Origin of the sequence: Flavobacterium pasteuri (assembly GCF_048286615.1) — a bacterium.
Taxonomy (GTDB): Bacteria; Bacteroidota; Bacteroidia; order Flavobacteriales; family Flavobacteriaceae; genus Flavobacterium.
This window is the reverse complement of the sequence record NZ_JBLVPN010000008.1, coordinates 162,484-174,821: the sequence shown is the minus strand read 5'-3', so window position 1 is coordinate 174,821 and position 12,338 is coordinate 162,484. Positions and strand designations below refer to the sequence as shown.

The following is a 12,338-nucleotide window of genomic DNA, read 5'->3' as shown; positions in this document are numbered from 1 at the left end:
ATTATAATTTTTTGAAGATGAAGCGTGTTGTTGTAGGACTTTCTGGAGGTGTAGATTCAAGTGTTGCTGCTTATTTATTGCAACAACAAGGGTATGAAGTCATAGGTCTTTTTATGAAAAATTGGCATGATGATTCGGTTACTATTTCTAATGAATGTCCGTGGCTTGAAGACAGTAACGATGCTTTATTAGTTGCTGAAAAGTTAGGAATTCCTTTCCAAACGGTTGATTTAAGTAAAGAATACCAAGAGAAAATCGTGGACTATATGTTCAACGAATATGAAAAAGGGCGTACTCCAAATCCTGATGTACTTTGTAACCGCGAAATAAAATTTGATGTATTCATGAAAATTGCTTTAAGTCTTGGTGCTGATTATGTGGCTACCGGACATTATTGCCAAAAAAGTGAAATCGAAGTAAATGGAAAAACGGTTTATCAACTTAAAGCCGGTGCCGATACGAATAAAGATCAATCGTATTTTTTGTGTCAATTATCACAAGAGCAATTGGCAAAATCATTATTTCCTATCGGAGAATTGACAAAACCGGAAGTTCGTGAGATAGCGGCTCAAATGGATTTGATTACTGCTGACAAGAAAGATTCCCAAGGATTATGTTTTATTGGAAAAGTGCGTTTGCCAGAGTTTTTACAACAAAAATTGCAACCAAAAGACGGAGTTATTGTTCAAATTGACAAAAACGATCCTGTTTACAGTTTTGAACAAGAAGCCGAATTAACTTTAGAAAATAGTTTGCTATCCGATGCTAGAAAAATCCCGTACACTCCAGATATGGGGAAAGTAGTAGGAAAACATCAAGGTGCTCACTATTTCACTATTGGACAACGGAAAGGACTGAATGTAGGAGGAACAACAGATCCATTGTTTATTATCGCAACTAATGTGGAAACCAATACTATTTACACTGGATTGACCAGTCAACATCCTGGATTGTTCAAGAAAGCCTTATTTATAGAAAAAAATGAAGTGCATTGGATTCGTGAAGATTTGGCTTTGGCCAATGGAGAAACTATGCATGTAATGGCTAGAATTCGATACAGACAACCTTTGCAAAGCGCCACCTTGCATCAATTTGAAAACGGAATGTATATAGCTTTTGACGAACCGCAATCTGCAATAACAGAAGGGCAATTTGCAGCCTGGTATTTAGGAGAAGAATTAGTTGGTTCGGGAGTTATTTCTTAGTTTAGTACTTTATTTATAAAAAAAGTCTAAGAACAAATGCTTTTCTCGAAGTAAATAGTTCGTAAAAAATAATAATGATTCAATCCTAGCGATAGTTGAAGTTTTTAGGATTAAAAAAATAAAGTCACTATGAAAAAAACCTACATTTTTCTTTTTTTACTGATTACTTCAGTTGCTTTTTCACAACAAGACGCTTGGGTATATTTTAATGCAAAGCCCAATTCCCAATTTTATTTAGATACACCTTTGGAAATGCTTAGTCAAAGAGCATTAGATAGAAGAACTACTCAGAATATTGCTTTAGACTTTAAAGATGTTCCAGTTGAGGAATCCTTTATTAATCAAGTAAAATTAGCTACTGGGATTACTGTCATGGCAAAATCCAAATGGATGAATGCAGTCCATGTTCGAGGATCACAAGCAAATATAAATTCATTAGCACTGCTTTCTTTTGTCAGTAAAGTTGATTTTGCGGATAAATCACTGAATCAAACTTCAAAAATAGCGAAGATTTCAAAAATAAAAAAGGTAAATAAAATTAAGAAAACCAAAATTGAATATGCTTATGGCACTTCATCGAATCAAATCCAGATGCTTAACGGTCAAAAGCTGCACCAACAGAATTTTACCGGTTCCGGTAAAATAATAGCGGTTTTGGATGGTGGATTTCCTGGAGTCAATACAGCTGAGCCTTTTCAAAGATTAAGAGCTAACAACCAGATTTTAGGAGGCTATAATTTTGTATTAAGAAATCCGGATTTTTATACTGGAGTTTCACATGGAACTTTGGTGCTTTCTTCGATGGGTGGTTATAAAGAAAATTCGTTAGTGGGAACGGCACCAGATGCATCTTATTATTTATTTATTACCGAAGATGATACCTCAGAAAATCCTGTAGAAGAATCACTTTGGGTTGAAGCGGCAGAAAGAGCAGATAGTTTAGGAGTTGATATTATTAATACTTCTTTGGGGTATTTTGATTACGATAATGATGCGTATAGTCATACATATAGTGAAATAAATGGTACAAATGCATTTATTTCCCGTGGTGCAGAAATTGCATTTAGCAGAGGTATGATTGTAGTAACATCTGCGGGTAATTCAGGCGGTACAGCAGAGCCACATATTGCAACTCCTGCTGATGCTGTTTCAGTAATTGCTGTAGGTGCAGTAAATTCTTCAGAGGTATTGACTTCTTTCAGTTCAGTAGGTCCTTCTTTTGACGGAAGGATAAAACCAGATGTGATGGCACAAGGACAAGCAGCTATAGTCTCTGATGTAGCCGGAAATATCGTGACTGCTAATGGAACTTCTTTTTCAAGTCCTATAATGGCTGGAATGATAGCTTGTTTATGGCAGGCGTTTCCTCAAAAAACAAATAAGGAAATTAGAGAATTAGTATTGAAATCCTCGGATAAATTTTCGAATCCAAATAATCAATATGGATTTGGGATTCCTGATTTTGCATTGGCAGTAAGCAACCAGTTGAATTTAGAATCTTTTTCTAAAGATGATTTTTTACTCTATCCCAATCCTGCCAGTGACACTGTTTCGGTTTCTTTACCTTCAACATTTGATATGGGAACAGTATATATTTATTCCATTTTGGGTCAAAAAGTCTTAGAACAAAAAATCACACCGCAAGCATCTATTATTTCATTGAAATCTCTGCATGAAGGAGTGTATCTTTATAAAATGGAATCAGATGGTTTTTCTAAAACTGGAAAAATAATTAAGAAATTATAGCATTAATACTACATGAATAAAATCACAGAACTTTTTAAGATTAAATATCCAATTATTCAAGGAGGAATGATTTGGAATAGTGGTTATAAATTAGCAAGTGCAGTGAGTAATGCCGGAGGTTTAGGATTGATTGGAGCAGGATCCATGTATCCTGAAGTTTTGCGTGAACACATTCAAAAATGTAAAAAGGCCACCTCAAAACCTTTTGGAGTAAATGTTCCGATGTTGTATCCCAATATCGAAGAAATCATAAAAATTATCGTTGATGAAGGTGTAAAAATTGTTTTCACATCGGCTGGGAACCCAAAAACTTGGACTTCTTATTTGAAAGAAAATGGTATAACTGTTGTGCATGTCGTTAGCAGTTCTGTTTTTGCATTAAAAGCACAAGATGCAGGTGTAGACGCAATTGTCGCTGAAGGTTTTGAAGCTGGAGGGCACAATGGTAGAGAAGAAACGACTACGCTTACACTGATTCCTATGGTGAAAGAAAAGATCACTATTCCGTTAATTGCCGCTGGAGGTATAGCAACTGGTCGTGGTATGCTTGCAACGATGGTTTTGGGAGCTGACGGAGTTCAGGTAGGAAGTAGATTTGCAGCATCATTAGAATCATCTGCACATGAGAATTTTAAGGAAACGATTGTAAATGTTAAAGAGGGCGATACACAACTAACTTTGAAAGAACTTGCTCCTGTTCGATTGATTAAGAATAAATTTTATAAGGATATTCAGCAATTGTATGAAACATGTCCAACCAAAGAAGAACTTATTGGTTTGTTAGGAAGAGCAAGAGCGAAACGCGGTATGTTTGAAGGTGATTTAATCGAAGGGGAATTAGAGATAGGACAAATAGCAGGATTGATACACGACATAAAATCAGCAGAAGGTATTATTCAAGAAATGATAACTGATTTTGACACAGCAAGAAAAGAAATAATTAATTTCGATTTTTAATTTATTAAGGAATGATAAAGACAAAAATATATATAGTATTATTTTTTTTAGTGATGGGTTTACAGCATTCCTTTGGCCAAAATTATAAGTTTAAAACTTCGGGCTTTAGTGTTTTAGAAAAAACTGAAAAAGGGAAATGGGGTAAATGGTCTGATTTAGATTTGGTCAATATTTTAGTTACATTAGATACTGATAAAAATAGAATAGTAGTCTATTCTCAAATCATTCAATTATTTGAAATAATAGATTATCAGCCTATCGAAGAGAATGATACTGATATTGTTTATTCTTTTACCTGTAAGGACAATGAAGGATTAGACTGTACTGTTTCTATCATCACCAGAAAAAAACAGGATAATAGGAAGCAATTGTATATCAATTATGAAGATCGGATTATTGTGTATAACATTTTCAATATGTGATGAATTAGATAAAAAAAGCATTAATTTGAATAATTAAATCGTTCAAATTAATGCTTTTTTTAATAGTGAATGGCTTTCTAATTTATATTTTTATTTCTAATTTGTCAGTTCGAGCGCAGTCGAGAACCTGTATTGCATCTCGACTGCGCTCGATGAGACAAAGAAATATTGGACTATATTTTGATTAATGTCATTAAAGCTTTTCAATGTCTTTTATAAAATCATCGTACTCTAAATAAAACAGTTCAAGAGCATTCATTTTTTCATTGTAGAAGTCAAATATTTCATCCCAATAGTTACGATTACTAACACCAACTCCTAATTTTTCAACCCAAATTCGGCTGATGGTTTTGCCACTTTCCAGTGTATAGTCTTTTTCGAAAATCAAGTCTTTTATAAAATCCTCTTCGAGAATATTTCTTAGTGCTTCCAGTTTTTCAAAATAAGCAATTCTTTTTTCATCACTTCGATGTTCAATATCGATTAAAACTTGAGCTTTTTTATTGTCTACATAAAACTTAAAAGAAAAATCCTTGATTTTAGTATCGTATAATACCCATTTTCTTGGATATTTCTCTGCGAATGCAACCCAGAATTCTCGTTTTAATCTTTGTGTTTCTTCTTTGCTGTACATTTGTGATGACTTTTTGGTTTTAGAAAAACTTGCGCAATTGTATTTTCTAAACTATATTTATATGCTATTTTATATGCAAAAATAGACTTTGATTATGGATTTTCAAGAATTTTTACGGTATGTTCCTAAATTAATTGAAGCAAGGCTTCCAGCTTTTGACGCACATATAAAAATGGCGCCTTTAGAGCGATTAGAAAGCTTAAAAAACAGCAACATTGAAGATAAAAAGCCCAGAATTGCAGCTGTAATGATGCTTTTTTATCCTAAAAACGACACTACGCATTTGGTATTGATTGTCCGGAACTCCTATAAAGGGGTTCATTCGGCACAAATTGCATTTCCAGGAGGAAAATACGAATTAGAAGATGAGAATTTTGCCGAAACGGCACTTCGGGAAACGCATGAAGAGGTAGGGATTCATCCGGATAAAATAGAAATTCTTAAACCGTTTACAGAATTATATATTCCGCCAAGTAATTTTATGGTACACCCTTTTTTGGGTATCAGTAAAGAAGAACTGGTGTTTGTACCACAACCTTCGGAAGTGGCTAATATTATCGAATTGCCGTTGTCGGTTTTCTTAGACGATGCACTTGTAGTGGATACAAATTTGTCAACATCTTACGCTGATAACATCAGTATTCCTGCTTTCAAAATTGAGGAGCATGTTGTTTGGGGTGCTACAGCGATGATGTTGAGTGAGTTAAAAGAAGTTTTAAAAGAGGTTTTAGGGTAAGAAATAAAATGTTACAGTTAGAAAAGGGCCTATTAATTGGTTGTAATTTTCAAATAGTTCTGTTGAATTCAGCGACCAACTTCAAATATAAATTTCGTAAGTTTGTAATCCAAATTCACAAAAAAACACACAATTTTATGGGATTGTTGAAGAGAAATCCTTTCGGACACCTATTATTTATAAAAAAATGGCTAATCCGAATCTTCGGAGCCATGACGCATCGACGGTATAGAGGATTTAATGAGTTGCAAATTGAAGGTTCGGAAATTATTAGAAATTTACCGGATAACAACGTACTTTTTATTTCTAATCACCAAACCTATTTTGCGGATGTCGTTGCTATGTTCCATGTTTTTAATGCGAGTTTGAGCGGTCGCGATGATACTATCAAAAATGTTTGCTATTTATGGCAACCTAAAATGAATATCTATTATGTAGCTGCTAAAGAAACTATGCAAGCGGGATTATTGCCAAGAATTATGGCATATGCCGGAGCAATTTCTGTGGAGCGTACTTGGCGTGCTAAAGGAGTTGATGTTCAGGAGAAAAAAGACATTAACCCGGATGATACTGAAAACATAAAAATAGCGCTAGCCGATGGTTGGGTAATCACTTTTCCACAAGGGACAACAAAATCGTTTAAACCGGTTCGTAAAGGAACAGCGCACATTATAAAACAGCATAAACCTATTGTGGTGCCTATTGTTATAGATGGTTTTCGTCGCTCGTTTGATAAAAAGGGACTACGCATGAAGAAGAAGGGAATCCTGCAATCTTTTATTATAAAAGAACCTCTTGATATTGATTACGATAACGATACAATCGAGGAAATTGTAGAAAAAGTAGAATATGCAATTGAGCAACATCCTTCATTTTTAAAAGTTATTCCATCTGAAATTATAAAGGAGCAAGAAGAATTGAACCGATTAAGAAAATGGGAATATTAAAAATATAGTCATAAAGTCAAAAGTCTTAAAATTCAATATTATATGACGTTGAATTTTAAGACTTTTCTCTTGGTTAAAGATCTATTTTCTTTAGTTCCTTATAATTGGCATACAAACGACGTAGTAAAGTGCCATATAATACTCGATAAAATAACCAAAGTAAGCCAAATAACGCAAAACTAAAAATACTTAAAACTCCAATTGTAATGGCCATAATCTTAGCACTACTATTTATTTGCTGCTTGAAAGCATCCATTTCAGGATTGTAGGCAAAAGCAATAATAAATCCTACGATTAAACTAAACACTAACATTCCTAAATTATACCAAACATAATATTGAACTGTTTTTCTGGTCTTCAGGATATCCTGCATCAATTGTTTGGTTGTAGAAATTGTAGATATTACTTTATATCTTTTATAAAAAGAATAAATAAAAATCAAAATTACAGCATAATTGGCATAATTTAGTAGCTCAAAATAGCTAATTAATTCAGAATGTTGGATGTTTTTTAAGTACCCATCTGAGTCAAAACAAAAACTCAAACACGTCCACAATAAAACCTCTAGAATACTAATAATCAAAATCCACTTCACAATCGAAGATGATTTTTTATGTATCATTTTATAAATCTCGATTTCTGATACCTGCTCAAAAGAATTATCACTCTTCTGCCAGTCTTTTTTTAATAAATCCAACTCTTTCATACGCCTAATGGATTTAATATTTTTTTTAATTTCCCTTTTATTCTATTCATTTTCACCCTTGCATTTACTTCACTAATTCCCAATGTTTCTGATATTTCCTGATAATCTTTGTCTTCAAGATACATAAATATCAATGCTTTTTCAATGTCATTTAATTGGTAAACTGCTTTATACATTAGTTTTAATTGTTCCTCCTCCTCATAATCATATTCCACATCATTCAGGAAATGTTGTCGCCCTTCAAATTCGATAGTATTTATGGATCGTTTTGTTTTTCGGTATAAAGTAATCGCTGTGTTCAGCGCGACTCGGTAGGCCCAAGTAGAAAATTTACTGTCACCCCTGAATTTTGGAAAAGCCTTCCATAACTGAATCGTGATTTCCTGAAACAAATCCTTATGTGCATCATCGCCATTAGTATACAACCTACAAATTTTGTGGATTATATTCTGATTTTCCTGCAACTGCTTTACAAAAGAATGTTCTAAATTATCACTCATATATACGTTAGTAAGTCAATGCTGGTTTTTGTTACAAAGTAGTACATTTTTTTTAGTAGCACAACAGTATTCATTTCATAATTATGATTTGTCCCGCTGTACATTACAATCTTTATTTTTCTGAACAAATGAGAAAAATAAAGGATTTCTCCCGAAGCTTCGGGACCATCGGGGTTAACAAAGACTTTTTTTTCAGAAGAACATTTCTAAAACAAATAAAAATTTCGATACTATTTGATGAAATGCAACAATAGAAAACTTTGTATCTTTGGTTTTTAACAATTTTGAACTTTTTTACAAACATGAACATCCCAAATTCAACTTTACCCAGAATAGTAATTATAGGAGGAGGCTTCGCGGGAATTGCATTAGCCAAAAAACTAAAAAACAAAAAAGTTCAGGTCGTCCTTTTAGACAAACACAATTATCATACTTTCCAGCCTTTATTATATCAAGTAGCTACAGGCGGTCTCGAAGCCGGTTCTATAGCGTATCCAATCCGAAAAGTAATTCAGGAATACGATGACGTTTATTTCAGACTCACCAATGTCCAAGAAATAGACACTAAAAATCAAAAAATAATTACCGAAATTGGAGAATTAAGGTATGATTATCTCGTGATTGCCACGGGTTCCAAAACCAATTATTTTGGCAACAAAGAAATTGAGCGCAACAGTATGGCTATGAAAACCATACCGCAATCGCTAAATATCCGCAGTCTGATTCTTGAAAATTTTGAACAAGCTGTTTTAACCATCGATGTGGCGGAACAAAACAGTCTTATCAATTTTGTACTTGTAGGTGGCGGACCAACAGGAGTAGAGCTTGCGGGAGCTTTAGCCGAAATGAAAAAAGCCATTCTGCAAAAAGATTATCCGGATCTTGATATTGCCAAAATGGAAATTAATTTGATTCAAAGTGGCGACAGAATCCTGAATACCATGAGTGAGAAATCCTCTCAAGCTGCCGAAAAATTTCTAACCAGTTTGGGTGTAAAAATCTGGAAAAACGTCCGAGTAACTAATTATGACGGACGCACTATAACCACAAATTCCGATTTGTCATTTGATACTGCCACCGTAATCTGGACAGCAGGTGTTCAAGGCGCTCTTGTTGCCGGATTAGATGGAAAATCTTTGGTTGAAAAAGTTGAACGCATACGTGTCAATGAATTCAATCAAGTAGTGGGCTATGAAAACATTTTTGCAGTAGGAGACATTGCTTCCATGGAATCCGAAACCTATCCGCAAGGACATCCCATGATGGCGCAACCCGCGATGCAACAAGGGGAATTATTGGGTGAAAACTTAATAAAATTAATTGAAAATAAACCTATGGAAGCTTTTGAATACAATGACAAAGGTTCTATGGCAACCATAGGAAGAAATAAAGCGGTTGTCGATTTGCCTAAATACCATTTCAATGGTGTTTTTGCATGGTTTGTATGGATGTTTGTGCATTTATTTTCACTTATTGGCTTCAAAAATAAAGCTGTCGTATTTATGAATTGGGTCTACAATTACATTCGTTTTGATCGCGAAGGAAGATTAATCATTAGACCGTACAAAAAGAAAAGTTTTACAACATTTACGAGTGATGAAGTATAGAAAATGATGAGTTATGAATGATAAGTTTTAAGGTCTTGTTCATAACTCCATAACTAATCATTTATAACTCTTTATCGTTGTAATAATTCACCATCAAATTGACAAATTTACTGTATCCTTCTAAACCGTCTTTTTGCTGATTTATTTTTAGAAATCTATCGTAAAAAGCATGAAAACCTTTGTCAATTATAGTGTCATACTGTTTCCAAAAATGCTCACTTTCTTTATAGTTTTTTAAAATTCCGGGATGAATTGTTTTTAGAAGTTCTTTAAAAATTTTTTCGTCTCGAACTTGCCAATTGCCCAAACAATAACGCAAAGCCATACTGTAGCCTGAATATTGAATGTATGCATTTTCATTTTTTATGGATGCTAAAAAGCCAATAAAGTTGCATTCACTTTCGCTGGCAAAACCTATTTGGTGTGCCATTTCATGATTCGTGGTCATTGGGAAACTGTACATTGGACCCAAATAATTAACCTGCGCTTCATTGGTAAACGGATTCAAATAGCCTCCAAAACCCATGTATGTGAGAGGTAAACTGATAAGTGATTTTTTGATGCTTAAATGATTATAAGTAAAATGGGAATGTTCTTCAGCTAGTTTTTTGTATCCATTCAAATTCATCTTAAAAACCTGGTTTTGTGAGTAAGGAAATACTACTTTCAAACTATCATTTTTTGTAATTTGTTTTTGAATGGCGTTTGTTTTAGTGATTAACTTTTTGGTAAAAGCCAATAAATCAGCATCTGAATAGTCTTTTTTAATTTCCATTTTTTCAAAAAGCGGTTGGCGGTAATAATTAAACGCCCACAGTGAATGAAACAAGAAGTAGAACACAGAAACGAAACTTAATATGGATAATATATTGCTTTTCCATTTTAATTTCCATGATTTTCGTTGGTTCCAAAACCATTTTAAAATAAAACCAATAAGAATAATATACATTAAATCCCCCAAAGAAAATGGAATGCTGCCCAGTGCTAATCTTGAAAATTTTGAAAGTATCGGATAAAAACCTTTACTGTAAAATTGTTCTACTTGTAGCGGAAAATAAGGTAGAACCTGTAAAATTAGTATTTGGACAAAAAGAAAGAAGGAAAGGAAATATTTTGTTCGCACAGGATGAATTTTAATAGTGTAAATATAATTACAATATCAATTACTACTGTAAGGAATTTAAACTTTGTAACTTTGGGCTTTGTAAATGTTAAACCTCAAACAAAAATAAATGAGTCAGGAAATAAGAAATCTGGAACCAAAAGCACTTTGGAACAAGTTTGCCGATTTGAATGCTGTACCTCGTCCTTCTAAAAAAGAAGAGCGTGTGATTGCGTTCATGAAAAACTTTGGCGAAAGCCTTGGATTAGAAACTTTCGAAGATGAAATTCGCAACGTAATTATCCGAAAACCGGCTACTGCAGGAATGGAAAACCGAAAAGCAATAGTGCTTCAAGGACATTTGGATATGGTGCATCAAAAAAATTCGGATACCGTTTTTGATTTTGATATACAAGGAATCGATATGTATGTTGATGGGGATTGGGTTCGTGCTCGCGGAACCACTCTTGGTGCTGATAACGGTCTTGGAGTTGCGGCTATCATGGCAATTTTAGAAAGTACAGATATTCCGCATCCTGCTATAGAAGCTTTGTTTACCATTGACGAAGAAACAGGAATGACAGGGGCGTTGAACTTAAAAGGAGGAATTCTGCAAGGTCAAATTCTTTTGAATATGGATACGGAAGAAGATGATGAAATCGACATTGGTTGTGCTGGAGGAATTGATGTGACAGCAACTGCTGAGTATGATGAAGAGGAAACTCCAGAAGGATCTGTAGGATATACGATTACTGTAAAAGGCTTGAAAGGCGGGCATTCCGGAATGGATATTCACAAAGGCTTAGGTAATGCCAATAAAATCATGAACCGATTGTTATTTGATGGTTTTGATAATTTTGGTTTACAAATTTCCGAAATAAAAGGTGGAAGTCTGCGTAATGCGATTCCGCGTGAAAGTCAAGCAAAAGTAATTATTGCCGAAGTGTATGATGAAGCTTTTGTTTTTGACATGCAGCAAATTGTAAACGAAATCAAAACGGAGTTAAAAACAACAGAACCAACTTTAGAAGTTGTTTTTGAAAAAATGGATGCAACTCCTGCTAAAGTAATGCCTTCAATTGCTCAGTTTTACTTTGTAAGAGCAATGTATACGGCTCATAATGGTGTTTATAGGATGAGTGCTGATTTTGATAATTTGGTGGAAACATCTAATAATATCGCTAAAGTAATTGTTGGCGAAGGACAGCTTTCGGTACAATGTTTAACACGTTCTTCGGTTGAAACCTCCAAATTTGATTTGGCTAATGCTTTGCGTTCCGCTTTTGAATTAATGGGTTGTGAAGTGGAATTTTCAGGTTCATATCCAGGTTGGACACCAAATTCTGAATCAGAGATTTTAGATGTTTTAGTTCCAATTTATGAAAAACAAAACGGCGAAAAACCAAAAGTAGTGGCATGTCACGCAGGATTAGAATGTGGAATTCTGGGAACGAATTATCCAGATATGGATATGATTTCTTTTGGACCAACGATTCACGGTGCACATTCTCCTGATGAAAGAGCAAGTATTTCTTCTTCTCAGAAATTCTGGAAATTTGTATTGGAGATTTTAGCTAATATTCCAGTGAAATAATCTTGAATTTTAGTAAAAGATAAAACCCTCGTTTAGCAATAAACGAGGGTTTGTTTTTATAAAAAAGAATTAGTCTCTTTTAGGACTATTTTTCTTATCTCTTTTTTCTTCTTTCTTTTCTTTAGCCGTTTTTAAAGGTTCTTTTTTTACGGTCTTCTTAGCGTCTTGACTTTTTGCCATGA

General features: G+C 34.0%; 12 protein-coding genes. 8 read left to right on the top strand and 4 right to left on the bottom strand.

Features of this window, described 5'->3' with window-relative positions; translation table 11 throughout:
* Positions 1–17: 17 nt before the first annotated feature.
* The 4 genes from mnmA to ACNQF6_RS13095 all read left to right on the top strand — a co-directional run bounded on the left by mnmA (position 18) and on the right by ACNQF6_RS13095 (position 4,330).
* Positions 18–1,205, top strand: a complete 1,188-nt coding sequence (gene mnmA, locus ACNQF6_RS13110; protein ID WP_417966355.1) for a tRNA 2-thiouridine(34) synthase MnmA — start codon at positions 18–20, stop codon at positions 1,203–1,205.
* A gap of 129 nt (positions 1,206–1,334) precedes the next feature.
* On the top strand, positions 1,335–2,951 hold the full coding sequence (locus ACNQF6_RS13105; RefSeq protein ID WP_417966354.1) for a S8 family serine peptidase: 1,617 nt from the start codon (positions 1,335–1,337) through the stop codon (positions 2,949–2,951).
* Between the two features lie 12 nt (positions 2,952–2,963).
* Positions 2,964–3,908 carry an NAD(P)H-dependent flavin oxidoreductase gene (locus tag ACNQF6_RS13100; RefSeq protein ID WP_417966353.1) on the top strand — a complete coding sequence of 315 codons (945 nt, stop codon included), beginning with the start codon at positions 2,964–2,966 and terminating at the stop codon, positions 3,906–3,908.
* Between the two features lie 11 nt (positions 3,909–3,919).
* Positions 3,920–4,330 carry a hypothetical protein gene (locus ACNQF6_RS13095; protein ID WP_417966352.1) on the top strand — a complete coding sequence of 137 codons (411 nt, stop codon included), beginning with the start codon at positions 3,920–3,922 and terminating at the stop codon, positions 4,328–4,330.
* Positions 4,331–4,523: 193 nt separating this feature from the next.
* Here the strand turns inward: ACNQF6_RS13095 and ACNQF6_RS13090 are convergent, their stop codons facing one another.
* Entirely contained in the window at positions 4,524–4,964 is a 441-nt protein-coding gene (locus ACNQF6_RS13090; RefSeq protein WP_417966351.1) for a DUF4268 domain-containing protein, read from the bottom strand.
* Positions 4,965–5,058: 94 nt separating this feature from the next.
* Between ACNQF6_RS13090 and ACNQF6_RS13085 the strand changes: the two genes are divergently transcribed.
* Positions 5,059–5,700 (top strand): NUDIX hydrolase, encoded by a 642-nt coding sequence (locus ACNQF6_RS13085; protein ID WP_417966349.1) that lies wholly within the window; start codon positions 5,059–5,061, stop codon positions 5,698–5,700.
* A 137-nt stretch (positions 5,701–5,837) separates the two neighbouring features.
* Positions 5,838–6,647, top strand: a complete 810-nt coding sequence (locus tag ACNQF6_RS13080) for a lysophospholipid acyltransferase family protein (protein WP_417966348.1) — start codon at positions 5,838–5,840, stop codon at positions 6,645–6,647.
* 73 nt (positions 6,648–6,720) lie between these two features.
* On the opposite strand, the gene ACNQF6_RS13075 is transcribed toward ACNQF6_RS13080, so the two are convergent.
* Both ACNQF6_RS13075 and ACNQF6_RS13070 read right to left on the bottom strand, forming a co-directional pair.
* On the bottom strand, positions 6,721–7,353 hold the full coding sequence (locus ACNQF6_RS13075; protein ID WP_417966347.1) for a hypothetical protein: 633 nt from the start codon (positions 7,351–7,353) through the stop codon (positions 6,721–6,723).
* Positions 7,350–7,853 carry an RNA polymerase sigma factor gene (locus tag ACNQF6_RS13070; protein ID WP_099714727.1) on the bottom strand — a complete coding sequence of 168 codons (504 nt, stop codon included), beginning with the start codon at positions 7,851–7,853 and terminating at the stop codon, positions 7,350–7,352. The genes ACNQF6_RS13075 and ACNQF6_RS13070 overlap by 4 nt, the downstream gene beginning before the upstream one ends.
* 302 nt (positions 7,854–8,155) lie before the next feature.
* On the opposite strand from ACNQF6_RS13070, the gene ACNQF6_RS13065 reads away from it, so the two are divergent.
* A complete protein-coding gene (locus tag ACNQF6_RS13065; protein ID WP_417966345.1) occupies positions 8,156–9,460 on the top strand; it encodes an NAD(P)/FAD-dependent oxidoreductase in 1,305 nt (434 codons plus the stop codon).
* Between the two features lie 61 nt (positions 9,461–9,521).
* Here ACNQF6_RS13065 and ACNQF6_RS13060 read toward each other — a convergent pair whose 3' ends face one another.
* The gene (locus ACNQF6_RS13060; protein ID WP_417966344.1) at positions 9,522–10,583 is read right to left on the bottom strand and encodes a DUF3810 domain-containing protein; all 1,062 of its coding nucleotides are present in this window, start codon (positions 10,581–10,583) and stop codon (positions 9,522–9,524) included.
* 109 nt (positions 10,584–10,692) lie between these two features.
* Between ACNQF6_RS13060 and ACNQF6_RS13055 the strand changes: the two genes are divergently transcribed.
* A complete protein-coding gene (locus tag ACNQF6_RS13055; protein ID WP_417966343.1) occupies positions 10,693–12,156 on the top strand; it encodes an aminoacyl-histidine dipeptidase in 1,464 nt (487 codons plus the stop codon).
* Positions 12,157–12,338: the final 182 nt, after the last annotated feature.

Bases quoted from the DNA above. Each gene is read 5' to 3' on its own strand.
- mnmA (WP_417966355.1), top strand. From the start codon at position 18: ATGAAGCGTGTTGTTGTAGGACTTTCTGGAGGTGTAGATTCAAGTGTT.
- ACNQF6_RS13105 (WP_417966354.1), top strand. From the start codon at position 1,335: ATGAAAAAAACCTACATTTTTCTTTTTTTACTGATTACTTCAGTTGCT.
- ACNQF6_RS13100 (WP_417966353.1), top strand. From the start codon at position 2,964: ATGAATAAAATCACAGAACTTTTTAAGATTAAATATCCAATTATTCAA.
- ACNQF6_RS13095 (WP_417966352.1), top strand. From the start codon at position 3,920: ATGATAAAGACAAAAATATATATAGTATTATTTTTTTTAGTGATGGGT.
- ACNQF6_RS13090 (WP_417966351.1), bottom strand. From the start codon at position 4,964: ATGTACAGCAAAGAAGAAACACAAAGATTAAAACGAGAATTCTGGGTT.
- ACNQF6_RS13085 (WP_417966349.1), top strand. From the start codon at position 5,059: ATGGATTTTCAAGAATTTTTACGGTATGTTCCTAAATTAATTGAAGCA.
- ACNQF6_RS13080 (WP_417966348.1), top strand. From the start codon at position 5,838: ATGGGATTGTTGAAGAGAAATCCTTTCGGACACCTATTATTTATAAAA.
- ACNQF6_RS13075 (WP_417966347.1), bottom strand. From the start codon at position 7,353: ATGAAAGAGTTGGATTTATTAAAAAAAGACTGGCAGAAGAGTGATAAT.
- ACNQF6_RS13070 (WP_099714727.1), bottom strand. From the start codon at position 7,853: ATGAGTGATAATTTAGAACATTCTTTTGTAAAGCAGTTGCAGGAAAAT.
- ACNQF6_RS13065 (WP_417966345.1), top strand. From the start codon at position 8,156: ATGAACATCCCAAATTCAACTTTACCCAGAATAGTAATTATAGGAGGA.
- ACNQF6_RS13055 (WP_417966343.1), top strand. From the start codon at position 10,693: ATGAGTCAGGAAATAAGAAATCTGGAACCAAAAGCACTTTGGAACAAG.